The sequence below is a fragment of the Chryseobacterium sp. StRB126 genome (assembly GCF_000829375.1).
In the GTDB taxonomy this organism is placed as follows: domain Bacteria; phylum Bacteroidota; class Bacteroidia; order Flavobacteriales; family Weeksellaceae; genus Chryseobacterium.
In genome coordinates, this window is the sequence record NZ_AP014624.1 from 4,785,987 (window position 1) to 4,810,952 (window position 24,966).

General features: G+C 34.4%; 24 protein-coding genes and 1 tRNA gene. 17 read left to right on the plus strand and 8 right to left on the minus strand.

The window, feature by feature from the left end; translation table 11 throughout:
• Positions 1 to 124: 124 nt before the first annotated feature.
• A complete protein-coding gene (gene miaA / locus CHSO_RS21620; RefSeq protein WP_045500768.1) occupies positions 125 to 1,036 on the minus strand; it encodes a tRNA (adenosine(37)-N6)-dimethylallyltransferase MiaA in 912 nt (303 codons plus the stop codon).
• Positions 1,037 to 1,131: 95 nt separating this feature from the next.
• Between miaA and CHSO_RS21625 the strand changes: the two genes are divergently transcribed.
• The 3 genes from CHSO_RS21625 to nadA all read left to right on the plus strand — a co-directional run bounded on the left by CHSO_RS21625 (position 1,132) and on the right by nadA (position 3,750).
• Positions 1,132 to 1,989: a YicC/YloC family endoribonuclease gene (locus CHSO_RS21625; protein WP_084221045.1), complete on the plus strand. Its 858-nt coding sequence runs from the start codon at positions 1,132 to 1,134 to the stop codon at positions 1,987 to 1,989.
• 70 nt (positions 1,990 to 2,059) lie between these two features.
• Complete coding sequence (gene gmk / locus CHSO_RS21630; protein ID WP_045500772.1) at positions 2,060 to 2,623, plus strand: guanylate kinase; 564 nt, start codon at positions 2,060 to 2,062, stop codon at positions 2,621 to 2,623.
• Positions 2,624 to 2,730: 107 nt separating this feature from the next.
• Positions 2,731 to 3,750 carry a quinolinate synthase NadA gene (gene nadA, locus CHSO_RS21635; protein WP_045500774.1) on the plus strand — a complete coding sequence of 340 codons (1,020 nt, stop codon included), beginning with the start codon at positions 2,731 to 2,733 and terminating at the stop codon, positions 3,748 to 3,750.
• Between the two features lie 55 nt (positions 3,751 to 3,805).
• Here the strand turns inward: nadA and CHSO_RS21640 are convergent, their stop codons facing one another.
• The 4 genes from CHSO_RS21640 to CHSO_RS21650 all read right to left on the minus strand — a co-directional run bounded on the left by CHSO_RS21640 (position 3,806) and on the right by CHSO_RS21650 (position 4,738).
• A complete protein-coding gene (locus CHSO_RS21640) occupies positions 3,806 to 4,009 on the minus strand; it encodes a bacteriocin-like protein (protein ID WP_045500776.1) in 204 nt (67 codons plus the stop codon).
• 41 nt (positions 4,010 to 4,050) lie between these two features.
• The gene (locus tag CHSO_RS21645) at positions 4,051 to 4,263 is read right to left on the minus strand and encodes a hypothetical protein (protein WP_045500778.1); all 213 of its coding nucleotides are present in this window, start codon (positions 4,261 to 4,263) and stop codon (positions 4,051 to 4,053) included.
• 37 nt (positions 4,264 to 4,300) lie between these two features.
• Complete coding sequence (locus tag CHSO_RS26055; protein WP_171817676.1) at positions 4,301 to 4,471, minus strand: bacteriocin-like protein; 171 nt, start codon at positions 4,469 to 4,471, stop codon at positions 4,301 to 4,303.
• Positions 4,472 to 4,543: 72 nt separating this feature from the next.
• Positions 4,544 to 4,738 carry a bacteriocin-like protein gene (locus CHSO_RS21650; protein WP_045500780.1) on the minus strand — a complete coding sequence of 65 codons (195 nt, stop codon included), beginning with the start codon at positions 4,736 to 4,738 and terminating at the stop codon, positions 4,544 to 4,546.
• A 334-nt stretch (positions 4,739 to 5,072) separates the two neighbouring features.
• Here CHSO_RS21650 and thrA point away from each other — a divergent pair, with 334 nt between their 5' ends.
• From thrA to CHSO_RS21680, 6 genes are all read left to right on the plus strand, one after another.
• Entirely contained in the window at positions 5,073 to 7,523 is a 2,451-nt protein-coding gene (gene thrA, locus CHSO_RS21655; RefSeq protein ID WP_045500782.1) for a bifunctional aspartate kinase/homoserine dehydrogenase I, read from the plus strand.
• Between the two features lie 11 nt (positions 7,524 to 7,534).
• A complete protein-coding gene (locus tag CHSO_RS21660; RefSeq protein WP_045500784.1) occupies positions 7,535 to 8,470 on the plus strand; it encodes a homoserine kinase in 936 nt (311 codons plus the stop codon).
• 5 nt (positions 8,471 to 8,475) lie between these two features.
• Positions 8,476 to 9,780 carry a threonine synthase gene (thrC, locus tag CHSO_RS21665; protein ID WP_045500786.1) on the plus strand — a complete coding sequence of 435 codons (1,305 nt, stop codon included), beginning with the start codon at positions 8,476 to 8,478 and terminating at the stop codon, positions 9,778 to 9,780.
• Positions 9,781 to 9,783: 3 nt separating this feature from the next.
• Entirely contained in the window at positions 9,784 to 10,152 is a 369-nt protein-coding gene (gene folB / locus CHSO_RS21670) for a dihydroneopterin aldolase (RefSeq protein ID WP_045500788.1), read from the plus strand.
• A 35-nt stretch (positions 10,153 to 10,187) separates the two neighbouring features.
• Positions 10,188 to 11,552, plus strand: coding sequence for a DUF4403 family protein (locus tag CHSO_RS21675; RefSeq protein WP_045500790.1), 1,365 nt, complete (start codon positions 10,188 to 10,190; stop codon positions 11,550 to 11,552).
• Positions 11,553 to 11,779: 227 nt separating this feature from the next.
• Positions 11,780 to 11,850: transfer RNA gene (locus CHSO_RS21680), tRNA-Cys, on the plus strand.
• Positions 11,851 to 11,941: 91 nt separating this feature from the next.
• Here CHSO_RS21680 and CHSO_RS21685 read toward each other — a convergent pair.
• Together CHSO_RS21685 and CHSO_RS21690 are read right to left on the minus strand one after the other, a co-directional pair.
• Entirely contained in the window at positions 11,942 to 12,730 is a 789-nt protein-coding gene (locus CHSO_RS21685; protein ID WP_045500791.1) for an HNH endonuclease signature motif containing protein, read from the minus strand.
• Positions 12,731 to 13,904: 1,174 nt separating this feature from the next.
• Entirely contained in the window at positions 13,905 to 14,351 is a 447-nt protein-coding gene (locus tag CHSO_RS21690; RefSeq protein ID WP_045500793.1) for a hypothetical protein, read from the minus strand.
• 356 nt (positions 14,352 to 14,707) lie between these two features.
• On the opposite strand from CHSO_RS21690, the gene CHSO_RS21695 reads away from it, so the two are divergent.
• From CHSO_RS21695 to CHSO_RS21730, 8 genes are all read left to right on the plus strand, one after another.
• Positions 14,708 to 15,265 carry a glycine zipper family protein gene (locus CHSO_RS21695; protein WP_045500795.1) on the plus strand — a complete coding sequence of 186 codons (558 nt, stop codon included), beginning with the start codon at positions 14,708 to 14,710 and terminating at the stop codon, positions 15,263 to 15,265.
• Between the two features lie 115 nt (positions 15,266 to 15,380).
• Positions 15,381 to 16,952, plus strand: a complete 1,572-nt coding sequence (locus CHSO_RS21700) for an LIC_10190 family membrane protein (RefSeq protein WP_232509110.1) — start codon at positions 15,381 to 15,383, stop codon at positions 16,950 to 16,952.
• Between the two features lie 50 nt (positions 16,953 to 17,002).
• On the plus strand, positions 17,003 to 18,073 hold the full coding sequence (gene aroC / locus CHSO_RS21705; RefSeq protein WP_045500799.1) for a chorismate synthase: 1,071 nt from the start codon (positions 17,003 to 17,005) through the stop codon (positions 18,071 to 18,073).
• A gap of 17 nt (positions 18,074 to 18,090) precedes the next feature.
• The gene (locus CHSO_RS21710; protein ID WP_045500801.1) at positions 18,091 to 18,654 is read left to right on the plus strand and encodes a thioredoxin family protein; all 564 of its coding nucleotides are present in this window, start codon (positions 18,091 to 18,093) and stop codon (positions 18,652 to 18,654) included.
• Positions 18,655 to 18,664: 10 nt separating this feature from the next.
• Positions 18,665 to 19,204 (plus strand): TlpA family protein disulfide reductase, encoded by a 540-nt coding sequence (locus tag CHSO_RS21715; protein WP_045500803.1) that lies wholly within the window; start codon positions 18,665 to 18,667, stop codon positions 19,202 to 19,204.
• A gap of 84 nt (positions 19,205 to 19,288) precedes the next feature.
• Positions 19,289 to 19,630 carry a YkvA family protein gene (locus CHSO_RS21720; RefSeq protein ID WP_045503131.1) on the plus strand — a complete coding sequence of 114 codons (342 nt, stop codon included), beginning with the start codon at positions 19,289 to 19,291 and terminating at the stop codon, positions 19,628 to 19,630.
• Between the two features lie 124 nt (positions 19,631 to 19,754).
• Entirely contained in the window at positions 19,755 to 21,134 is a 1,380-nt protein-coding gene (pyrF, locus tag CHSO_RS21725) for an orotidine-5'-phosphate decarboxylase (RefSeq protein WP_045500805.1), read from the plus strand.
• A gap of 53 nt (positions 21,135 to 21,187) precedes the next feature.
• The gene (locus CHSO_RS21730; protein WP_045500807.1) at positions 21,188 to 24,010 is read left to right on the plus strand and encodes an aminopeptidase N; all 2,823 of its coding nucleotides are present in this window, start codon (positions 21,188 to 21,190) and stop codon (positions 24,008 to 24,010) included.
• Between the two features lie 54 nt (positions 24,011 to 24,064).
• On the opposite strand, the gene CHSO_RS21735 is transcribed toward CHSO_RS21730, so the two are convergent.
• A complete protein-coding gene (locus CHSO_RS21735; RefSeq protein WP_045500809.1) occupies positions 24,065 to 24,874 on the minus strand; it encodes a lamin tail domain-containing protein in 810 nt (269 codons plus the stop codon).
• Positions 24,875 to 24,966 lie beyond the last annotated feature (92 nt).

The window sequence follows — 24,966 nt, forward strand, 5'->3', positions numbered from 1 at the left end:
AAAATCTCTTAAATAATCAATAAGGAAATTTAATATAAAAAACTCATATAAAGCCAATTACGAAAAAAAATAATGATTATTTCAATGGTATATTAAGCATTTCTGTAAAATCCATAGTATGTCATTATTTATTTTGAATAGAAAGAAATTCAATTAAATTATTGAAATCATTTTGAGTGTAACCTAATGATAAATAGTAAATATCATTGGCTTTTCTATACCAGGTCAGCTGACGTTTAGCATATCTTCGACTGTTCTTTTTAATTTCAGACACAGCAAAATCAAGATCCCACTCTCCATCAAAATATTTGAATAATTCTGCATAACCAACTGTATTTAACGCAGTCAATCCTTTGAATTTCTCCAAACCTTTCACTTCATCCAAAAGACCCTTTTCCATCATGATATCAACCCTGCGATTGATTCTGTCATACAATTCTTCCCTTGGAGCTTCAATTCCGATTCTGATCACATTAAAATCTCTGGTATCCTGAGAAACAGCAATCTGTTCAGAGTATTTTCTATTCGTTTGCCAGATCACGTCAATTGCCCGTAAAAGTCTTCGATGATTGTGGATATCTACCACTTCAAAATATTCAGGATCCAGTTCCTTTAAAATTTCCTGAAGTTTTTCAACTCCTTCTTCCTCCATCATCTTCTGAAGCTTTTCCTGATTCTCAACATTGGCTTCAGGTAAATCATTCAGACCTTCAATCACCGCTTTTTCATACATCATGCTTCCACCAACGAGAATTACGGTGTCATGATTTTGGAAAAGTTCATTGAGTTTTTTCAGAGCATCTTCTTCATATTGCCCAATAGAATAATATTCTTCTACGGAAAGGTTTCCGATAAAATGATGAGGTGCTTCAGCCAATTCCTCATCAGAAGGAGCCGCTGTTCCAATTTTCATTTCCTTAAAAAACTGTCGGGAATCACAAGAAACAATTTCGGTTTTGAAATGCTTTGCCAGATCAATTGCCAGTTTTGTCTTCCCTATTCCGGTGGGTCCTACTACAGAAATCAGATTTTTCATCAGTGCACATTCATTATTTTATCTGTAAAATAGAATCTTTTACAGATTTCACTGTGCTAATTTAAATGTTTATCTTTGTAGAACAATAAAAAACTATGATTTTATCAATGACTGGCTTCGGTAGAGCCGAAGATGTTTTTGAAGGAAAAAAAATAACAATAGATATTAAATCACTGAACAGCAAGAGCTTTGATTTAAATATCAAAATTCCTTTACGTTATAAAGAAAAAGAATTTGAGATCAGAAAAATTCTTAATGATAGAATTATCCGTGGAAAAGTTGACTGCTACGTCAATATTGAAAACCTTGAAGAATCTAATGATGTAAAAATCAATAAAGGTTTAATTGATTCATACATCAATGAACTTAAAAATATTGCATCTGATGCTCCTGATTTCGAATATCTGAAAATGGCAGTAAGACTTCCGGATGCTATCACCTCAAGACCTGATGAACTTACAGAAGGCGAATGGGAAGCATTAGCAAAAATTGTTAATGCTGCAGTAGACCGTTTTGAAGAATTCAGAAAAACTGAAGGCAGCAATTTACATGAAGAGCTTAACAGAAATATTCAAAACATTGATAAATATCTGAGCGAAGTGATTCCTTTTGAAGAAGAAAGAATTGTGAGTGTGAAAGAACGTTACCAAAAGGCTCTGAAAGAATTCGAAAATGTAGATGAAACGCGTTTCTATCAGGAAATGGCTTACTTCACAGAAAAATTGGATATTTCAGAAGAAAAGGTAAGACTTACACAACATTTGAAATATTACAAAGAAGTAATGGACAACGAATCTTTCAATGGTAAAAAACTGGGCTTTATTTCTCAGGAAATCGGAAGAGAGATCAACACATTAGGTTCCAAAGCCAATCATGCCGAAATTCAGAAACTTGTAGTGAGAATGAAGGATGATTTGGAAAAAATTAAAGAACAAACGTTAAACGTATTATAGACAATAGACCTATAGACAGGAGACTATGAGATGCTGTCTCATATCTCCAATCTAAAAATCTCTAATCTAAATGGATAAAGTAATTATATTTTCAGCGCCATCTGGAAGCGGAAAAACCACATTGGTAAAGCATTCCCTGGAAACTTTCCCGGAACTGGAATTTTCAATATCATGTACTACAAGACAGCCAAGAGGAAGTGAAGTACATGCTGTGGACTATCATTTTTTATCACCTGATGAATTCCGACAGAAAATTTCAGAAAATGCCTTTGTAGAATATGAAGAAGTATACACTGATAAATATTACGGAACTTTAAAATCTGAAGTGGAAAAGATCTGGAATCAAGGAAAAGTTGTTATTTTTGATGTAGACGTAAAAGGAGGAATCTCCCTGAAAAAATACTTCGGAGAAAAGGCTTTGTCTATTTTTATAGAGCCGCCCTCCATTGAAGAACTGGAACGAAGATTGATTTTAAGAAACACGGATGATGCGGAAACCATCAAAACCCGCGTTGAAAAGGCTGAAGAAGAAATGTCTTATGCCAGCGAATTTGACAGGATCGTAATCAATTCCGATCTTGATGAAGCTAAAAAAGAAATAGAAAGTTTAATAAAAAGTTTTATCAATAATTAATGGACAGAAGATGGAGGTCAGAAGATGGAAGTGATATACTTTCGTCAAAATCTAACTTCTAATTTCTAACCTCTAACTTTTGATAATAAAAAAACATTAAGGTTGATATGAGTACCGAAACATTAGAAAAAGCTAAATCTGCGATTCCTGTAAAAGGATTCCTGGATATAAAAGATATAACGATTCCTCAGGGAGAAGAATTGGTAAAAGCCATTCTGAAGCTTAAGGAAGAGAAAAATGCTGTAATCCTTGCCCATTATTACCAACCGGGAGAAATTCAGGATATCGCTGATTTTCTTGGAGATTCTTTACAGCTGGCAAGACAGGCAAAGGAAACCAACGCTGATATGATTGTATTCTGTGGGGTACATTTCATGGCTGAAGCTGCAAAAATTCTTAACCCAACTAAAAAAGTAGTTCTTCCTGATACGATGGCTGGATGCTCTTTGGCAGACGGATGTTCAGGAGAAGGTTTGAGAAAAATGCGTGAACAACATCCTAACGCTTTAATTGCCACTTACATCAACTGTAACGCAGAAACAAAGGCAGAAAGTGATATCATCGTAACAAGTTCAAATGCGGAAACAGTAATTGAAGCTCTTCCTAAAGACAGACCAATTATTTTCGCACCGGATAAAAACCTTGGAAGATATTTATCTAAAAAGACAGGCCGTGATATGATCCTTTGGGATGGAAGCTGCATCGTACACGAAGCATTTTCAATGGAAAGAATTGCAAAGCAACTTGCAGAGAACCCAGATGCAAAATTAATTGCACACCCGGAAAGTGAAGAAGCTGTTTTAAAATTAGCACACTTCATTGGTTCCACTTCTGCTCTATTGAATTATGTAGAAAAAGACGATTGTCAGAAGTTTATCATTGCAACAGAAGAAGGAATTCTTCACGAAATGAGAAAACGCGCACCACACAAGGAATTGATTCCTGCATTGGTTTTTGATGAAAGCTGCAACTGCTCAGAATGTTTCTATATGAAACGTAATACAATGGAAAAATTGTATTTATGTATGAAATATGAACTTCCTGAGATCCTTATCGATGAAGAGTTAAGATTAAAAGCACTGAAGCCAATTGAGGCGATGCTTGATCTTTCTAAAAGTATAAAGTAAACAAAAAGCACTGTTTTTATTACAGTGCTTTTTTATTTTTGTTTGGCCAGATGTATTAAGAAACTCCGCCATCCACACATTCCATACTTACAATTACACACGCTTTGCAGTATAAAGGAAGTGCCTGGTAAGCGCTGCATGGAGCATCGTTTGGCCCAGTTCCATAAGTTGTATGTTGTGGACATCTGCTGCAGTTTGATCCTATTGCACCGTTTACGTATCCAAGCTCTTTTCTGTTTAATTTCTTTAAATTTTTCATGGTAGTTTTAATTTTTTGATCTTGTAAAATAGTAGTTTGGCCTAGTGTCCGAAGTAATCAGAATAGTCTGAACCATAGCAATCTGCACTTACATCCACACAGTTTCTGCAATTAGGAGATAATCCCCAAAAAGCCATACAGCTATTGGTATATTCGGGGCCATCACCATAATTACCTCCTGTTGGACATCCTGCACAACCGGACATTCCATTACCGTTGATATTTTTTAATTTTATTCTTGATAATTTTTTCATACTGTAAAGATTTTGAATGATTTCAATTTGATTCAAATTACAGCATCGGAGGATAACATTTTCCACCAGGCTTTAGCCAACATCCCCATTTGCCTCCTCCCATAAAGCATACAAGTTGTTCACTTCCGCATGCTTCAATTTGAATCTGTGTTGCACCACCACTGATGTTTTTCTTTTGGTCTCTTGATAATTTTTTAAATGTTTTCATAATATTTTAATTTTAAGATGATAAGCAAAATGCAATGTTATACAACAATGTTCTTCTATTATTAATAAGGAATTAATATGGACCTATACAATCCATACTTACCAGTACTCTTTTTTTACAGCACTCTGGCAGTCCATGATAATCTCCACATGATCTTGGTTCATTCGGACCATAAGGCCCAACAGGACAGGTTTCAAAGCAGTCCCAATTCCCCCCACCATTAATTGATTTTAAATATTCTCTTTTAATTTTTTTTGAATTTTTCATTGGATTTTCGGTATAGTTAGTTATATAAATGTAAGGTTTTTAATTAATTAGACAAAATATTTCTCTAAAAAAGGACTTATTAATTTATTATCTTAAAAGTTTGCTATTCCAAAATAATTTGTACATTTGTTCCGTTACAATGAGTTTTCTAAGAAACATATCTGATATTTCTATCCTGAAGTCACCTATTTCAGGAGTATCTTCTGTTTCTACTTTTACAACTACAACAACTACCCCATAAAGGGGTAAATTTTCACATATTATTTCCGGTACCCTGTACTCTTTTTTTCAAAGAGTAGCTCTCTCACTTTATCTAACCTCAAATAAATAATAGATGAAAATCTTAAAATTCGGTGGAACATCAGTCGCCAATTCTCAGAATATCCTGCTGGTGGAAGACATTATCAAAAAAGAGTCTTCTAAAAACAATGTTGTAATCATTGTATCAGCACTTCATGGAGTAACAGATCTTCTTATTAACGCTGCGGAATATGCTTCCGTTAAAAATGAAGATTATTTACAGCATCTTAAAAATGCAGAAGAAAAACATTTAAACCTTGTCAAGGAACTAATTCCTGTTTTAGAACAAAGTTCTCTGCTAAGTTTTGTGAAAAAACATTTCAATGATCTGGAAGATTTATACAACGGAATTTTTGTTCTTGGTGAACTTACTCCAAGAATCAAAGACAAAATTGCTTCTTATGGAGAGTTTCTGTCATCCAGCATTATTGCAGCCAGACTTCAGCATCAGAAATTGGATTGTCTATGGATGAATGCTGCAGAACTCATCAGAACTGACAGCAATTTTACCCATGCAAAAGTGAATTTCAATGTAACTGAAGATAACTTTAAAAATTATTTCAACAAACATCAGAGTCGTATCTTCATTGGTCCAGGTTTTATAGCCAGTGACGAAAAAGGTCGTATTACCACATTAGGACGTGGTGGCTCAGATTACACTGCAGCTATTATTGCTGCCGCCATACAAGCAGAAGAGCTTCAGATCTGGACTGATGTAAGTGGGATGATGACCGCCGATCCACGCTTGGCATCTCATGCAAAACCTATTTCGGAAATTTCCTATCATGAAGCTATGGAGCTTTCCCATTTTGGAGCAAAAGTTATTTATCCACCATCTATTCAACCAGTGATGGTAAAAAATATTAACCTTAAAATTAAAAATACTTTTGATCCGGAAGCGCTAGGAACATTGGTTTCCCACAATCTGACTATTTCAGAAAATGAACAACAGCAGGTAGCAGTTGGGGTTTCAAATATGGGTAATATTGCTCTTCTTACTTTAGAAGGCAGTGGAATGGTAGGAATTCCCGGTATTTCTGCGAAACTGTTTCAATGTCTGAGCCAGGAAAAAATAAATGTTATTCTGATTACACAGGGGTCTTCGGAACATTCCATCACCATTGCTATTCATGAAAAAGATATGGTAGCCGCCGAAAGTGCAATCAATGCTTCTTTTGCAGATGATATAAATTTAAAAAGAATAGCTCCGGCCCACATTGAAGCTGGTCTTTCTATTATAGCCTTGGTAGGAGAAAATATGAAAAGCAAGAGCGGCGTAAGTGCCAAAATGTTTGGTTGTCTTGGTAATAACGGAATCAATATCAGAACGATTGCACAAGGATCTTCAGAAAGAAATATCAGTGTGGTTATTGCTGAAAAAGATGCCAGAAAAGCCGTCAATGTCCTTCACGAAGAATTTTTTGAATCAGAAATAAAACAGATCCATCTTTATATCTGTGGAACAGGAAATGTAGGCAAAAAATTGATCCAACAAATCTATAACCAGAATCAATATCTAAGAGATAATCATTTTATTAATTTAAGAATTGCCGGTCTATCCAATAGCCGAAAAATGATCTTTGCAGACCATGGAATTTCCGAAGAGGAATATATGAATTGGGATGAATCTGGTTTTGAAGCTTCAGCTCAAAAATTTACAGAGGAAATCATTGCCCGTAATCTAAGAAATTCTGTTTTTGTAGATATCACTGCCAGTGCTGAAACTCCGGCAGTATATGAAAGCCTGTTGAAAAGAAGTATCAATATTGTCGCTTGTAATAAAATTGCCGCTTCATCAGATTTTGAGAAGTACAAAATATTAAAAAATACTGCCAGAAATCATAATTGCAGTTTTCATTTTGAAACGAATGTAGGAGCCGGACTTCCGGTCATCGGAACTATCAATGATCTCATCAAAAGCGGCGATAAAATAACGTCTATTGAAGCTGTGCTAAGCGGAACATTAAACTTTGTTTTCAATACTTATGACGGAAGCAAAATATTTTCTGAAGTTGTAGCTCAGGCACAGAAAGAAGGCTATACAGAACCGGATCCAAGACTTGATCTTTCAGGAACAGATGTCGCCAGAAAAATTTTAATACTTGCCAGAGAAGCCGGATATCCACTTCAGTTTGAAGAGATTGAAAACATAGGTTTTCTTCCTGAAGCCTGTATGGAAGGAAGTGTAGAACATTTTTATGAAAAGCTTAAAGAATATGAAATTCATTTTAAATCTTTATTTGACAATGCTCAACAAGAAGGAAAAATATTGAAGTATACTGCAGAATTTAAAGATGGAAAAGCTAAGGTAGGTTTACAGCATGTAGCTCCAGGAAGTGATCTGTTTCACCTTTATGGGAAAGATAATATTGTCATTTTTAAAACCTTAAGATATTCCGAGCAGCCATTGGTAATAAAAGGTGCCGGTGCAGGAGCTGAAGTAACAGCCAGTGGGATTTTTGCAGACATCATCCGTTCAGTTTAAAAACAAAAAATATGAAAAAAGTAAAATTAAAAATTCCGGCTACTGTAGCCAATCTGGTATGCGGATTTGATATCCTGGGAATGGCTGTTAATGAACCGTATGATGAGATGGAAATCCGGTTACTGGAAACTCCGGAAGTTATCATCAAACATCAAGACTCTTTTGGTCTTCCTGAAGAGCCTACTAAAAATGTAGCCGGTGTGGTACTTTTAAAAATAAAGGAGTATTTCAACCTAAAAAATGGTTTTGAGGTCATTATTCATAAACATATAAAACCAGGAAGCGGGCTTGGCTCCAGCGCGGCTAGCGCCGCTGGAGCCGCCCTGGGAGCCAACATCCTGTTAAGAAATATTATGTCAAAAGACGAAATGGTCCATTTTGCCATGTTTGGGGAAGAACTTGCTTCCGGGGTTCGGCATGCGGATAATATTGCCCCATGCATCTATGGTGGAATCACTTTGGTAAAATCTATTGATCCAATTGATATTATCCCTTTGAACGCCCCTGATTTATTTGTTGTCGCTGTACATCCTCAGGTGGAAGTTAAAACTTCCGATTCAAGACAGATTTTAAAGAAAAATATTACATTGAAAAGTGCTGTTGAACAATGGGGAAATATTGCAGGATTAGTAGCCGGCATTCAGAAAAATGACTTTGCATTAATTGGCAGGAGTCTCAACGATGTCATTATAGAACCTGTACGAAGTATTTTAATCCCAAGATTTGATGAAATTAAATCAAAGAGCCTTCAGATTGGAGCATTAGGAGGTGGAATTTCAGGATCAGGACCCTCTATTTTCATGCTCGCAGAAAAAAAAGAAACAGCAGAAAAGATTGCTGACCTGATGAAATCTATGTATGACGAAATCAATATCGAGAACTTCGTATATATCTCAAAAATAAATCCCGCAGGAATTGAAATCATTGAAGAACCCCAATTAGATTAAAACAGATGAAATATTATAATTTAAAAGACAGTGAAGAAAAAGTAGATTTCAGAACTGCAACTATAAAGGGACAGGGAAAAGACAAAGGATTGTTCTTTCCTGAAAATATCCCTTCATTCAACGAAGAATTTATTCAAAACCTTCAACAATATTCTGATGAGGAAATTGCTTATCAATGCTTGAAAGACTTTGTAGGAGATGAAATTCCTTCAGAAATACTGAGAAAGATCATTGCTGAAACCATTAGTTTTGAAATTCCTTTGAAAAAAATCACTGATGACATCTCAGTTTTGGAGCTTTTTCACGGTCCTACCCTTGCATTCAAGGATATTGGTGCAGGATTTATGAGCAGATGCCTGTCTTATTTTCTAGAAAATCAGCAGAAAAAAGTGACCGTTTTAGTAGCCACTTCCGGAGATACCGGAGGAGCTGTTGCCCATGGTTTTTATGATCTTCCAGGCATTGAGGTTGTTATTCTTTATCCTAAAAATAGGGTAAGCCCTGTTCAGGAAAAGCAACTTACAGCATTGGGAAAAAATATTTATGCGCTGGAAGTGAATGGTAGTTTTGATGATTGTCAAAGTCTGGTAAAACAAGCTTTCTCCAATGAGGAAATCAATAATAAATTATTCCTGACTTCTGCTAATTCTATCAATGTGGCAAGATGGCTTCCGCAGCAGATCTATTATTTATTAGCATTAAAACAATGGCAGAAAACAGAAAATGAGGCTCCAGTAATTGGTGTTCCAAGTGGGAATTTCGGAAATATCTGTGCCGGAATTTTAGCTCATCTTCGAGGGCTTCCTGCAGAACATTTTATTGCAGCCTGCAATGCTAATGATGTGGTTCCCGAATATCTGAAAACCCAAGATTTTAGTCCTAAAAAAGCTGTAGCTACTCTATCCAATGCAATGGACGTGGGAGATCCAAGCAATTTTGTCAGAATACTGGAGCTCTTTAATAATGAATTTGATTCTTTGAGGAATAAAATATCTGGTTATTCTATAGATGACAAAAAAACCATGCAGACGATTAAAGAAGTTTATACCAGAGATCATTATATTCTGGACCCCCACAGTGCTGTAGCTTTTGCTTCTCTTGAGCAGTATCTTAAAGAAAATCCAGGTAAAAAAGGTTTTATTCTAGGAACAGCCCATCCTGTGAAATTTCCTGATGCCGTAGAAAATGCCATCAAAACAGAAATTGAAATTCCTCAGTCTCTGAGCGCTCTGATGAAAAAGGAGAAAAAAACTGTAGAAATAAATACAGATTTTGAAGAATTAAAGCGATTTTTGCTTGATAAAAATTAAGCAATGAGTAAGATATATCTTGAAGATGTAAAAATATATGCCTACCACGGGGTTTTACCCGAAGAAAATATTATTGGCACCTATTATATTTTAAATGCAGAACTTCATACCGATTTGTGGAAAGCAGCAGAATCCGATGATCTGAATGACACCATAAGTTATGCTGATATTAATGAAATCATTCATCAGGAAATGAAGATCAAATCTCAACTACTGGAACACGTTGCAGGAAGAATTATTTCAAAAATACATGATCGTTTTCCGCAAATCGACTATATCAAGCTTAAGCTTACCAAAACAGCACCGCCTATGCAGGGCGAAATGAAAGGAGCAAGCATTGAACTGGAAAAAAGCTTTAAACCGGAAAATTAAAATTCTTATTTTTATTTCATTAAAAAAATACAAAATTGAAATTCATTAAAATATTATTTTTAGTAGCATTCATCAATACTTTCGGTCAGGCAAGCATTGATAATCAATTGGCAAGTTATAACTTTCCAAAGATCAAATCCAGCATTACCATGCCGGTAACTATTCCTCTTTCAGAGCTTAGCAATATGGTAAACGCCTCTGTAAAAGATCTTATCTACCAGGATGATTCTTATACAGATAATAACAACGATCAATTTAAAGTAAAAGTCTGGAAAACAAGACCTATCCGTTTGGTAGGCGGAACCAGCCAAAACCTTTTGATTGAAGTTCCATTAAAGATTTGGGCAGAAAAAGGAATTGGAACCCTTGGTGTATATTCCTATCAGAACACCACTTTTGAAACAGTAATGTCCTTTAATACAACTGTTACTTTCAAAAATAACTGGACAATTACTACCAATACTCAGCCCAACGGCTTCCGATGGGTAACAAAACCTGTATTGGATTATGGCAGAATACAGATTCCGATAACCCCTATCGTTGAAAAAAGTTTGAAAGAACAACAGGAAAAATTCTGTAAAACGATCGATCAGCAAATGGCTACTCAGCTGAATTTCCAGCAGTATGCTGTTATGGCGTGGAATACCTTTGCACAGCCATTCAATATTTCAGAAGAATACAACACCTGGCTGAAAGTAAGCCCCGTTGGTGTTAATATTGCACCATTAAAATTTTACGGAAATCAGATTAATGCCACCCTTGGAATTGATATTTTCTCAGAAACATTTACCGGAAGTAAGCCTGCTGCTTCTCCCACTGTAACATCAGCAGCCAATTTTAATTTCTCTCCTACTGTTGCTGATAAATTCATGCTGCAAACAACAGCTAATATTCCTTTTACGGAAGCCAGCAATATGGCCAGAAAAACTTTTATGAATAAGGAATTTGACATTAGAGATTCCAAAGTAAAAGTAACTGACATTAGAGTGTATGGCGTAGATAACAGAATTCTCATTGAAGCACAGACAGAAGGCTATATCAAAGGAACTGCTGTTATTTCAGGAATTCCGGTATATGATGAAACTAAAAGAAAAATTATCTTATCTGATACCAAATTCAAACTGAAAACAATGAATATTCTTCAAAAAACAGCTTCTCTTCTATTTCAGGGAAAAATCGTAAAGATGATTGAAGAGGAATACGGAATTCCGACTCAGGAACTGGAAGAAACATCTAGAAAAAGTATTGAAGAAGCTTTCAATAAAGAGTATTATAAAGGATTAAAGATGAGTGGAAAGGTATTTAACCTGAAACCGAGTAAAATCCTTCTCAACAGTACAGGAATTACAGCTGTCATTGATACCAATGCCACCTTAAAACTTCTTGTCAACGGGTTCTAAAACTAAAAAAATCTTACCAGATACAAATTTCTTGATGCTTTAGGCTTTTTCAGGTTCAATGAAGTCTTAATAATCTAAGAAAAACGAATAATCAATAGTAAAAATTATCAGTCTGAAAAACAGGCTAAAAGCAAAATTCACAGTTTAAAAATGAAAGAAATCGCTTGAAAACTTTGGTTTGTATAGAAATTTAGCTATATTTGCACACCTCAAAAATGGTAAGACATGGTACTTTGGCCGAGCGGCTAGGCAGTGGTCTGCAACACCATCTACAGCGGTTCGAATCCGCTAGGTACCTCTTTAAAACCTCTAAATTTCATTTAGGGGTTTTTTATTGTCCATCTTCAGCTATAGATAATTTACAATCTCCCCTACATAATAGCTTGTCCCTAATCTTTTGGACTCCATAAAAAGAAAGCTCCAGTATAATCTGATACTTTTTCATCTACCACTATTCCAACCTGACTATGAATTGTACCATGGATAAAGCTTGTATCTAGATCTCGTCCTTTATAAATAAGTTTTTTTTGAGAAGTTATTTCGAAAAGTCCACCTTTACAAAAAATTCTTCCTCGTTTAAAATTTACAGTGTCCGGAGTAATAAATTCTACTTCAACATAAATTTTATATGCTTTTTCTCTGATAATTAATGTTTTTCCAAAATATTCAAAATCCCAAACACCAATACTTACTTTTAATTCACTCTCTTCAATTAGTAAAATAACATTACCATCTTTATCACGTAATTTTACACCAAGTAGTAGTTCTTTTTCTTCTAAAACAAAAAATAAAGGAACTTCATCATAGAGGACTAGAGGAGCAAGAAAACTACCTTCACCATAATCTCTTGTTCTAAACTCAACACTTCCCAATTTAAAAGCAGCTTCATTACCAAAATAATAAAGTTGATTACTTCCTGTTATATCATTTCTAAGGTTATAAGGATTTTTGTCACACTCAATTACAACAATTTTTGGAAGTCTTCCTGTTGTCTTTTCTCTATGGTGTAATGGACACAAAAGTGTAATATCCTTTTCTATATGTTTTTTAACTTTATGATATTCCTCAATATGCTCATAATCAATAACCGGATTTCCACAAATCACACAACCAAATCCACATCGCTGACGAACAGCTCTTTTTATCTCGTTAGGTATAGCAGGTCTTTTCTTTTCCATTTTTATAGTTTTAGATAATGCTTATTATTATATTTTTTTTCCCAATTAAAAAATATAAGCGGTTATATTTGAAACTATACAAACTTGTAAAAAAAAATAATGCCAAGTTTATGGTTTTCCGTAGTTGTCAAAGAAGGATCATTATAAAGTTTATCCCTACTTATTTCAAAAGCAAAAACATTAGTTAAATAGATAGAATATCAAAATAAAATAAGCTCTTCTACTCAGGAGTAGCCTGCTAAATAATGCAAAAGCGATGATGGATAAAAATTTATCTTACCAATTATAAATGAACCAGCATACTGCCTTTTATGAGTACCCTCATATAGGAACAAAAAAAATCCTCGGAAATTCCGAGGATAAAAACTAATAACCATGAAAACTCAAATTAAACATGAGTTGCATTGTTATATTGAAAAATCGTGCCAAGAATTACTTTTTCTTGAGAAAAAATAAAAATTTCTTCATAAACAGAGAAAACAAAAATAAAAAATCAACATTCAAAACACATTGAACATTAAACATATACAAATAATAACTCCACTAAACAACATAACACAACCATCAAACCCCACAATAATTAACAAATTAATAATTTAAAAAAAACTTTAAAATAAAAATTAAGCAAAAGAGAGAGATTCTTCAAAATAAAGTATAAAGCCAAAAAAGACAGAAAAAATTACAACTTGGCACAATTTATTCTGTTATTTAACATAATATTTAAATCTAATATCATGTCACAAAAAAATTTAAAAAAGCAGATTTTGCTCCAAACGATGAAGAGCAATATCAGATTGAATTTAAAATAAGCGAAATAGGAGAAGGTATAGATCTTATTGTACAAAGACTGAATGAAAAAGGCGAATATGAAATAGTACAAACTCCTGTTAGAAGACTAAATGACCGCATATTTATAGTTTGGGATCATCCTTTTGATGGCAGGCTCATTTTTGATGAATAAAAATACAAAAGGCCCCCATTCAGGAGGCCTAAAAAACACAAATGATGAAAAAAATCTATTCAGAAAAATCCAAACAGAATATAATATAAACTGTTTATATCTGGTCCATACATAGTTTTGATATATTCAACAGTTATTCATTACTCTATATTGATTAAAAAATCCTCATTTGAGGATTGGTAAATGTAAATAAATATTTTCTCTTTCACAAAGTTATTCTTCCCAGGTGATTGGAATATATATGGTAATGTATCCGTCATCGTCTATATTATCATCTGATACAGCAGCAATTACTGTTCCATAACCTACCCAGCCTCCCTGACCTTGGATACCTGAGAACTCATAAGTTCCTTCCGGAAGATCTTCCTCAGAATATTGCGGAAGGGCTCCGTAATTATTTTGCCCAGTGAAATACTCATCTCCTGTAGCAGTATTTTTGGCAACAAAACCTCCCAGATCAAATCCTGACCCTGAAAGCATTTTAGTTCCACTTTTGGATATAAGTCCATAACGAACAGGATATGTTTTTGTTTTTGCGTCCTGAACAGAAACTTCTGTACAAGCTTTAGATGGAGCTTCTACAACATCAGTAGAAGAAAACGAAGTGGTAACAGTCAGCAGTCCTACTACAGCTGCTACTGTAAAAATTGATTTTTTCATATTGAAAGTAATTTAGTTTTCCAAAAGTAGGCATCATAAATTAATTCAACAAAAACTAAGGATTAACTATACTTTACAAATTCCTTCTCCTAAAAATCCTCTGGCATAACCAAGGAACTATGATGAATCTCGTTTAGAAGATTAATTTTCGAATCTGAAAGCTACAATTTTCTTTCACAAACCGGATGCTTAACTTTTCAATATCCATCCTATTATTATGAGATTTATCAGGATTTAAAATTAATACCATCCTTTTATTATCAACTTTAACACTCTTTAACTGAAATTTGGCTTCATAATTGAAAATAAAACTAAATCTAAAGTCGTTTTGGCTTAAGCTTATTAAAATTTGAATTATGAGAAAGATAGTATTAGCAGGTTTTTTATCCGTTTTCTTATTAACGGCCTGCAAGAAGGACGACAAAGTTGCTGAGAAATCACTGGAAGAGCAAAAGCTTGAATTCCAATCAAGACAGCTTGAAATAGAGAGACAAAAACTGGCTATTGAAAAAGAAAAGCTGGTGTATGAAGCTCAGAAAAAAGCAGATAGCATCTCTGAAACCAAAAAAGCAAAAGCTACTGCTGAAAATAATTCGAAACCAAAAGTGATAAGAGAAACAAGAACGGTATACCGCGACAGAAGCTCTAATTCCAACTCAGGAGGCGGAAGCAACGGTGGATATGCTGACAACGGAAGTAGTGCTTCACAAGGAACTACTCAGAAAAAAGGAATGAGTAAAGCAGCCAAAGGTACTATCATTGGTACTGTAGGTGGTGCCGCTGTAGGAGCTATTGTTGCTAAGAAAAACAGAGGACTGGGTGCTGTAATCGGAGGTGTGGTAGGTGGAGCTACCGGATACACTATTGGTAGATCACAGGATAGAAAAGACGGAAGAGTACAACCGAGAAGATAATTTTTTTCACCATAACATATAAAGATTGCTTATTTTTAGGCAATCTTTTTTTATGATATTAATTCTCTGTTCCACTATTTTTCTTCTACCAGTCTTATCCGGACTCGGGAAAATCATGGAAAAATTCTGTGGGATTTTATTTCAGGGAATCTCAGGAAAAATTATTTCAGGAATTATGGGAGTAAGTCTTGTATGGACTGCTATTTCTTTTTTTATTCCCTTAAATATTTATGTAGAAATCCCTACTGTTTTATTAGGTCTACTCTACTTTTTAAAAAAAAAATTATACCAGGAATTCTATTGGTTTTCAAAAAAAGATACCCTTGTAATAGCATTCATTTCCGCTATTATATTATTTACCGGAGCCTATTATCCTTATATATTGGATCATTTCGGATATTATGTTCCCACCATTAAATGGCTGACAGAATATGGACTTATTAAGGGAATTTCCAATCTGGACCTTACTTTGGGACAAATGTCGGTGTGGCATATTTTTCAGGCAGGGTTTTCCAATTTTTCAGATCCTTTTCTGAGAATCAATTCAATCCTACTAATTATCTATAGCATTTATAGTGTTGAAAGAAAAAACTGGATTCATCTATGTTTTCTCCCGGTTTTATTACTTTTTGCACAGTCGCCAAGCCCGGATCTTCCGGTTATTATCTTTTCTTTAATTATCTTAAACGAAATGATATCCGGAAATAAAAACATCAGTCTACTCTTTGCCTTTTCAGCTTTTGTTTTTACCATAAAACCAACCATGATTTGGCTGCCTCTACTGGTTTTCCTTTGTAATATTTTTATTCTCAAATCAAATTTTAAAAAACTGATTTTTGGAAGCGCCATCTTGTTTTTATTCTTTATTAAAAATATCTGGACATTCGGATATCCTATATTCCCTGTATCTATAGGAGACTTTGGCTTCAGTTGGAAACCTAATCCTGAAGTACTGAAAACCTCTTCACAATACGCTATTCTGAAAACCTATGACATGCAGTATTCATATGAAGAAATTCAAAAGTTTTCCTCATGGGATCATATAAAGAACTGGTTTTTTCTGAAGGGTATCAAATCAAAAATCAATATTTTTTTCATCGCATGCTTATGCATTTTTTCTGTATTTGCATGGGTAAAAAAAAAGAAACTTATTACGTTGATCTGCATTTCACTGTTAATAAAAAGCATATTTGTACTGGCTTTTTCTGCCCAATACAGATTTTTTATTGATGTATTTTTCGTTATATTTTTTGTTCTCTTCCATGAATACTTAAATAAAAGAAAATCCATTGCTGTTTTTTCTGTACTCAGTTTATTTTTTGTTTCATTATTATCTTTCCCTGGTCTTATTCAACAATATATTCCAAGTTTTCAGCTGGGGAATTTCATGGTTGGCTTTAAAAAAGAGCAACTTTACCAACCTTCAGTTTATGAATATCATCAATTTGATACTTTTAAGGTAGGAAATCTGAAGTTTAATGTTTCAAAAAACTATCCTTACAACTTTGAAACACCTCTTCCTGCTATTTCCGCAAGCTTTATTTTTGACGATGCAAAAGCAGGCATTTTCCCTCAACCTATCAACAAAAATGATGTTTCAAAAGGATTTATCTGGAAGACAATGACTTCTGAAGAAAAAAAGGAAGCAGCAGCGACTATTAATATTATCGAAAAAATTCATAAATAGAACAAATGCCGAAACTTTATTATCTGAAGAAAAAAAGGTAATTTTGTATCATGTTCAATTCATTAGGTAATCTTCTTAGTCTTACAACATTTGGAGAAAGTCACGGAGTGGCTTATGGCGGTATCATCAATAATTTTCCGGCAGGTTTAACGGTAGATCTCGATAAGGTTCAATATGAACTGAATCGAAGAAAACCCGGCCAGTCTGCTATTGTTACTCAAAGAAAAGAAAGCGACACAGTAAAGTTTCTTTCCGGGATCTTTGATGGGAAAACAACAGGTACGCCCATCGGTTTTATCATTGAAAACGAAAATCAGAAATCAAAGGATTATGACCATATTGCTCAGGCTTATCGTCCTAGTCATGCTGATTTCACTTATGATCAAAAATTTGGTTTAAGAGATTATCGTGGCGGTGGAAAATCTTCGGCAAGGGAAACCATGAACTGGGTAGTTGCCGGAGCATTAGCTAAACAACTTTTACCAGAGATTGAAATCAATGCTTATGTTTCGTCTGTAGGTGATATTTTCTGTGAAAAACCATACCAGGCTCTTGACTTTTCTCAAACGGAAAGCAATGATGTACGTTGCCCGGATGCGGAGACGGCAGAAAAAATGATTGCCAAAATCAAAGAAATTAAAAAAGAAGGAAATACCATTGGAGGAACCATTACCTGCGTTATCAAAAACGTTCCTGTAGGAATTGGTGAGCCTATATTTTCCAAACTTCAGGCAGAACTGGCAAAAGCAATGCTGAATATCAATGCCTGCAAAGGTTTTGAATATGGAAGTGGTTTCTGTGGAGCAAAAATGACAGGAAAAGAACATAATGACCAGTTCAACACCGATTTCTCTACAAAATCCAACTTATCAGGTGGTATTCAAGGTGGTATTTCTAACGGAATGGATATTTATTTCCGTGTAGCCTTTAAGCCTGTCGCTACTATTTTAAGACCTCAGGACAGTATTGATAAGGAAGGAAATCCTGTTATTGTAGAAGGAAAAGGCCGTCACGATCCATGTGTAGTGCCAAGAGCCGTTCCTGTAGTGGAAAGCCTTGCTGCATTTGTATTGGCCGACTTATTTTTGATTAATAAAACAAGAAACATCAATAATTTTTAATATAAATATTTTTGGTAATGAAAAACTACTGGGATCAGGGAATTTCTTTTGAAGAATACCTTCAAATTGCACAACAAAGATTAGACAATCCTGCCAACGAACAGGAAATTGAATATAAACAATATTATGAACTGGGGCTTCAGAGAATGGACAGAACTGTAAAAAAGTATGTTCCGGATGAAGATCAGAGAAAAGAATTAGAAGCTAAGAATTTCGATGGAAAGATTTTAATCATTTCTGAGGCTTGGTGTGGAGATGCCAGTGCAACCGTTCCTGCCATATTTAAATTCTTTGAAGGGCATAATGAAATAAGAGTTTTTTTAAGAGACAGTGATAAGAGCCTTATCAATCAATTTTTAACCAACGGTACAGAGTCTATTCCTAAAGTATTGATCTTGGATAAAGATTTTAATGTAAAAAATTCATGGGGACCACGTCCAAAGTATGGTTATGAATTACTGATGAAATATAAAGCAGATCCTGAAGGTTATCCAAAAGATACTTTCTATAATGACCTGCAGATCTATTATGCTAAAAACAGAGGAAAAGATGCCGTTCAGGAAATCTTAGATCTGTTATAAAAAACAGGATATGAAAAAAAGTATCATTTATATTGTAATTATTGCCATCATCGGTATTGTTCTATTTGTACCAGGAGTAAAGGATTTTTTGAAAAATCAATTCTTCCCCATTGCTACCATTGAAAATGCCGTACATATCAATGAAGAAGATTATGATGTAGAACTTAAAGGAATCAACGCACCAAGTACCAACCTTAAGAATTTTAAGAACAAAGCTGTTTTCCTTAATTTTTGGGGAACATGGTGCCCACCGTGCAGAAAAGAATGGCCATCTATTCAAAAACTGTATGATTCCAGAAAAGATCATGTAGATTTTGTTCTTATTGCCATGAATGATAAAGAAGAAGATGTAAGAAAATTTTTAAAGGAAAATAATTATACAGTGCCGGTATATATTGCTCAAAGCCCTATATCTGAAAAAATTCTTCCTAAGGTTTTCCCTACCACTTTCCTTCTGGATAAAACAGGCAGAATCCTTATTAAGGAAGATGCCACAAAAGACTGGGACTCAGAGACCGTACACCAGTTTATTGATAATATCATCAAATAATTTTTTAACTAAATTTTATAATTTGTTGGTACAGGATTTGTGAAATTTATAATGTTGAAAAATTTGTTTAAATCCAAACACAAAATGAAATATTCAAAATTAAATCTTGCAAAAGAAGCTATTAGTCACAAGGGCTTTGTAAAAAAGATCCCTGATATTTTCAGAATGGTAAAAATGTGGAGAAAAGGAGTTTATCCTATAAAATCCATTGACATTATTCTTCCGCTATTAGGAATTTTATATGTCATCTCTCCTATTGACCTTCTTCCTGAATTTGCCATCCCGGTACTTGGAGTTATGGACGATTTGGCAGTATTGTCACTTACCATTCCAAAACTTATCAAAGAGGTTGATAAATTCTTACTTTGGGAAGCTGAACAAAAATATAATGGCACCCAAGTGATTGATGCCGAAATCGTAAAATAATAGTTTATTTATATTTTTCAAAACCATTCTGTGAGTTCCAGAATGGTTTTTTTATGAGCAAATGGGCGATAAATTTTTAAGCCTTATTTCAAATCCTTAAATTTGCAATATCTAATAAAAAATAATGGAAAGTAAAAAAGAATTCTTTTTGGAGTGCTACAAGCTAGGCATCATTAAATTTGGAAGGTTTACCTTGAAAAGTGGTATCGAAAGCCCTTTTTATGTAGACTTAAGACCTTTGGCTTCAGATCCTAAAATCTTAAAAAATCTGGCTAATTATTTATTGGAAATGCTTCCGTTGGATAATTTTGATTTAATATGTGGAGTTCCTTATGCTGCTCTTCCTATGGCAACAGCAATGTCACTGGAAAGCTATATTCCATTAATTATTAAAAGAAAAGAAGCGAAAAGTTATGGTACCAAGAAACTGATTGAAGGAATTTATCAGAAGGGGCAAAATTGTCTATTGGTAGAAGATGTTATCACTTCAGGAAAATCTTTGCTAGAGACCATTCCGGAAATAGAACAGGAAGATCTTAAAGTTTCCGACATTGTAGTAGTACTGGACAGAGAACAGGGCGGAAAACAACTTTTAGAAAGCAAAGGATATAGAGTACATACTCTTTTCAATATTTCGGAAGTATGTGGCGTTCTTCAGGAAACTGGTGAATTATCAGACGAAGAAGTGAAGAGAATTCAGGACTTCTTACAGGGTAATCACATTCAGTTTGCAGAAGAAACCAGAGCTTCTTATGAACAAAAGCTAAGCAATACCCAACATTCTGTTTCAAAAAAATTACTGGAAACAGCTTTAGCAAAAAAATCTAACCTGATTGCTTCTGCTGATGTTACAACTACTCAGGAATTGTTAGCATTTGCTGAAAAAGTGGGTCCGCACATCACTGCTTTAAAGACACACATTGATATTATTTCTGATTTTGAGTATGAAAAAACAATTACTCCTTTAAAAGAAATTGCTGCAAGACACCAGTTCTTATTAATGGAAGACAGAAAATTTGCAGACATCGGAAATACTCAGGAATTACAATTTACAAGTGGAGTTTTCAAAATTACAGATTGGGCTGATTTTGTAACTTCTCAGGTTATTGGTGGTTTTGAATCTCTAGATTGCTTCAAAAATGTAGGAGTAGTAGCGATTGTTGGAATGTCTTCCAAAGGTGCATTAACTACAGCCAGCTATCGTGAAGAAGCATTAAAAGTAGCCATATCTCATCCTAATGTAATCGGTGGAGTTTCTCAGAATAAAATCCCTGAAGATCTTTTACTATTCACTCCAGGGGTAAACCTTGCAGATTCAGGAGATGGAAAAGGACAACAATATAATACTCCGGAACACGTTTTCAAAACTTTACACACAGATTTCATCATTGTAGGAAGAGGAATTTATAAGTCTGAAGATCCGGAGGCAGCAGCAGTTACCTATAAAAATGAAGGTTGGAATGCCTATATTAATTCTTTGGAAAAAAAAGCAATTCAGAACTAAAATCTTATAAAGTATATACAAAATAAGCTATATTTGAGCTTTATCACGGATATTTGAAAAAGATCAGCATTTGCCTTATTTTATTTTGTGGAATTATACAGATTTCTGCACAGAAAGATAGTATATACATTGGAGCAAAACTCTCTCCTGACAGGAAAACCCTTGAGGTGAATCAGGAGATTGTTTATTACAATCATTCGGGCAAAGACCTGCAAACAGTAAAACTTCTGAATTGGGTTTCCGCTTATAACAAACGTGGAACATCCTTAGTCTACCGAAAACTGGAAGACCGAAATAATGATTTGCATTTTGCAAAGAGTCATGAAGTGGGGAAACTTCTGGAACTTACTATTAAAGATTCAGAAAACCAAAACATACCAGTCAATGCAATTTCAGATGAAAATATTTTTCTTCCTCTGAGACAAGCATTAAAACCTGGCGAAAGCATCACTCTACAGCTCAACTATCGGATGCAGCTTCCCGATAAAAAATTTACGGGATATGGAACATCCGGTCAGAATACTGCTTTAAAATATTTCTTTATTGTTCCGGATCATTTTGATCCGGACAATATTTCTCAAAGAAAATACCACGATATTGAAGAACCAGTAAGTTTCAATACTTTCTGGACCGTAAATTTTGATATTCCGGTGAACAGTTTTATTGAAAGTAATCTACCCCAGATTCAGATGAATTCTTTTCAGGGCTATCTGGATTCAGATCCTGAATTTTCGGTTTCTCCAAATACTTATCCTATTATAAAAGCCAATATTGATGGCAGTGACATTGAAGTAAAGTTTGGCTATAATCTTAAGCCCGAAGAGAAACAAAATCTGGAATTTTACTTACCTCTTCACTTAAAATTTCTCAAAGAAAAAATAGGTTCTCTTCCGAAAGGCATATTTATTTCAGATAAATTCAGAGCTAAAGAAGATTTCTTCGGGAATAATGATATTACTTTCTGGAAATTCAGATTTCAACTATTTACAGATGCTGAAAAAACTGATCTTGATTATTTCGGAATCATTACCAAAAAAGTTCTGGATGAGAAGATCATTGCAGATAAGCAAAAAGATCATTGGTTTAAAAATGGTTTAAAATCCTATCTTGAAATACAATATCTGAAAAAATTCTACAAAGACACTAAACTTTTAGGAACACTCCCTGAGACCAAATTATTTGGACTCAAACCTTTAAAATTGTTTCATGCCTCTAAAGTAAAGCTTATAGACCGGTACGGACTGGCATATCAATATATTATGCTTCAAAATCTGGATCAGAAAATTGATGAAGATTTCACCAGTTTAAGTAATTTCAATGATATGGCTATCAGTAGTTTTGAAACAGGAAGTCTGTTCAATTATTCTGCTGATAAAATGGGAGATCAGTCTTTTAATGATCTTGTTAAAGAGTATGTTTCAAAAAGTTCAGGAAGTAGAATTAATCCGGATGATTTTTTGAAACAACTCTCAGAAAAAGAAAAATCTGCCCATTATCTTGAAAGTTTTTTCGAACAGAAAAACAGGGTCAATTTTAAGCTGAAACATATTAGTAAAGAAAACGATTCTTTACAGATTAAAATCGCAAAAAATACAAACGTTTCTATTCCTGTAAAACTTGAAACCGAAACCAGAGAGGGCGAAAAAAAATCTTATTGGATAGAAACAAAAGAAAATGAGAAAATAAAAGAAATTTCTCTTCCTGCATCAGATAATATTTATAAAGTAACCCTAAATAATGGTTACATTTTCCCAGAGTCCAGTTATCGGGATAACTTCCTGTATGCCAAAGGAATATTTTCAAATACAAAAAGAATTAAGTTTAAACTCATAAAGGACATTCCAAATCCTGAATACAACGAAATCTATGTAAGTCCTAGAGTTCGATTCAACAACACTTATGATAAATTTTTGTTAGGAGCTAATTTTAAAAACCAGTCATTCTTTGATCAGAAATTCCTGTATTCGTTTACCCCTACATACAGTACAGGAACAGGAAAACTGACCGGTTCAGGAGGCGTTTCTTACTCTTTCCTACCGGCTGAAAGTATGTTCAGAAGTATTACATTTGGAGTTTCCGGATCTTATTTCCATTATGATTATGACTTAGCGTACAGAAAAGCTTCTGTGTTTTCAACCCTAAACTTTAGAAAAAATCCAAGAAGTACAGTAAGCAGAAGTCTTGGTGTTTCCTATAATTATTTTGAAAGAGATCTAAGCCCTGTCATGATCGCTAATGATGATTACAAAAAATACAATCTTTGGGGATTGGGATATAGCTATAGTGACAGTCAGATGATCCATGAGAAAAGTTTGAGCCTGAGTGCACAGGGTATGGAAGATTTCAACAAAATTACAGCTGAAGGATTCTATAGGTGGGAATTCGCTCCAAGACAAAAACTAAGTGTTCGTTTATTTGCCGGATATTTTCTCAGAAATGATACCCGCAATGATTTATTCAACTATGGAATTTCAAGGGTATCCAATTATACATTCTCATATAGTCTTTTAGGAGAAAGTGCCAGCAGCGGTCTACTTTCACAACAGTTTATTCTGGCTGACGGTGGATTTAAATCATTTCTTCCGGGAACGGTTAATCAATGGATCACTTCTGTGAATGTAGATTCCAGCATATGGAAAATATTTCATGTGTATGCCGATGCAGGAGTGTATAAAAACAAGGATCATTCTGCAAAATTTATCTGGGACAGTGGAATTAAGGTCAGAATTATCCCGGATTTCCTTGAAGTTTATTTTCCAATACAGTCTTCATTGGGGTTTGAGCCCGGATTTAAAGATTATGCAAAACGTATCCGATATACGCTGGTTCTTAATCTCGGATCCATCATCAATGCAGCAAGAAGAGGCTGGTATTAAAAATAAAGGAACAGCTTATATTTAAACTGTTCCTTATCAAAAAATATTGAAAAACTAATCTTTTACAATTTTTTGTGAAACAGGAGCATTGTTAACAGTTCCTGTCACGATATAAGTTCCCTTTGGGAGTTCTGTAATATCTATATTCTGAGCAAATTTTGTAGGCGATTTTTTCACAACCTGCCTGAAAGTATCATATATCTTTACATCTTTAATCTGCATTCCGAAAAGCACATTTCCATCTTTAACAAAAGGATTTTGAACAAAGCCTGCTTTTGCAGCTCCTTCAGCAGAAAAATCTGCCATATTATCGCTGTTATTCTCTAAAGTCCTTCTGATTGCTGTTGAGGCTGTAGGTGAAGGAGCTGGTCCATCCCCTTTAAACTGATCGGCATTGGCCCCATAGCCTACAAAATCCAATACATTGGAAGATGAAGGGTTCATTACCTGTACAATATTTCCTGCCAATGCTACCTTTCCGGATGTTCCTGAAATCCTTATTCCAACAGATTTATTGGGGGTACCATCAAAATTTGTAACTGTAGTTGCTATAAAATTCGGTGTTGGCAACGCCTCTACTCCACCATCCACTGCGGCCTCCTGTATCAGATAGGTTTCCTCTGGTCCCAACGTAAAATCCGGCAGTGTATGATATTCTGTAAAAGCTCCAATTGCAGGAGCATATTGTATACTTGCTCCTGTTAAAGAAACCAGAGTGGTTCCTATATTTTTCAGGACAATATAATTATTTTTGAAAACTGCCCCTGAATTCCCATTCCCGCCATAGATCTCATTGATCACAATTTGGGCATTGGTAAAAGCTGTCATCAAAACTAAACCAGCAATAGTAAAGATTTTTTTCATTTAAATAATTTTATAAACAGGATTGTAATAAAAACATCAAAAACAATACCTCTTAATTGGAAATTTACAAAAAAATCCTCTATAAATATATT

Bases quoted from the DNA above. Each gene is read 5' to 3' on its own strand.
- miaA (WP_045500768.1), bottom strand. From the start codon at position 1,036: ATGAAAAATCTGATTTCTGTAGTAGGACCCACCGGAATAGGGAAGACA.
- CHSO_RS21625 (WP_084221045.1), top strand. From the start codon at position 1,132: ATGATTTTATCAATGACTGGCTTCGGTAGAGCCGAAGATGTTTTTGAA.
- gmk (WP_045500772.1), top strand. From the start codon at position 2,060: ATGGATAAAGTAATTATATTTTCAGCGCCATCTGGAAGCGGAAAAACC.
- nadA (WP_045500774.1), top strand. From the start codon at position 2,731: ATGAGTACCGAAACATTAGAAAAAGCTAAATCTGCGATTCCTGTAAAA.
- CHSO_RS21640 (WP_045500776.1), bottom strand. From the start codon at position 4,009: ATGAAAAATTTAAAGAAATTAAACAGAAAAGAGCTTGGATACGTAAAC.
- CHSO_RS21645 (WP_045500778.1), bottom strand. From the start codon at position 4,263: ATGAAAAAATTATCAAGAATAAAATTAAAAAATATCAACGGTAATGGA.
- CHSO_RS26055 (WP_171817676.1), bottom strand. From the start codon at position 4,471: ATGAAAACATTTAAAAAATTATCAAGAGACCAAAAGAAAAACATCAGT.
- CHSO_RS21650 (WP_045500780.1), bottom strand. From the start codon at position 4,738: ATGAAAAATTCAAAAAAAATTAAAAGAGAATATTTAAAATCAATTAAT.
- thrA (WP_045500782.1), top strand. From the start codon at position 5,073: ATGAAAATCTTAAAATTCGGTGGAACATCAGTCGCCAATTCTCAGAAT.
- CHSO_RS21660 (WP_045500784.1), top strand. From the start codon at position 7,535: ATGAAAAAAGTAAAATTAAAAATTCCGGCTACTGTAGCCAATCTGGTA.
- thrC (WP_045500786.1), top strand. From the start codon at position 8,476: ATGAAATATTATAATTTAAAAGACAGTGAAGAAAAAGTAGATTTCAGA.
- folB (WP_045500788.1), top strand. From the start codon at position 9,784: ATGAGTAAGATATATCTTGAAGATGTAAAAATATATGCCTACCACGGG.
- CHSO_RS21685 (WP_045500791.1), bottom strand. From the start codon at position 12,730: ATGGAAAAGAAAAGACCTGCTATACCTAACGAGATAAAAAGAGCTGTT.
- CHSO_RS21690 (WP_045500793.1), bottom strand. From the start codon at position 14,351: ATGAAAAAATCAATTTTTACAGTAGCAGCTGTAGTAGGACTGCTGACT.
- CHSO_RS21695 (WP_045500795.1), top strand. From the start codon at position 14,708: ATGAGAAAGATAGTATTAGCAGGTTTTTTATCCGTTTTCTTATTAACG.
- CHSO_RS21700 (WP_232509110.1), top strand. From the start codon at position 15,381: ATGGAAAAATTCTGTGGGATTTTATTTCAGGGAATCTCAGGAAAAATT.
- aroC (WP_045500799.1), top strand. From the start codon at position 17,003: ATGTTCAATTCATTAGGTAATCTTCTTAGTCTTACAACATTTGGAGAA.
- CHSO_RS21710 (WP_045500801.1), top strand. From the start codon at position 18,091: ATGAAAAACTACTGGGATCAGGGAATTTCTTTTGAAGAATACCTTCAA.
- CHSO_RS21715 (WP_045500803.1), top strand. From the start codon at position 18,665: ATGAAAAAAAGTATCATTTATATTGTAATTATTGCCATCATCGGTATT.
- CHSO_RS21720 (WP_045503131.1), top strand. From the start codon at position 19,289: ATGAAATATTCAAAATTAAATCTTGCAAAAGAAGCTATTAGTCACAAG.
- pyrF (WP_045500805.1), top strand. From the start codon at position 19,755: ATGGAAAGTAAAAAAGAATTCTTTTTGGAGTGCTACAAGCTAGGCATC.
- CHSO_RS21735 (WP_045500809.1), bottom strand. From the start codon at position 24,874: ATGAAAAAAATCTTTACTATTGCTGGTTTAGTTTTGATGACAGCTTTT.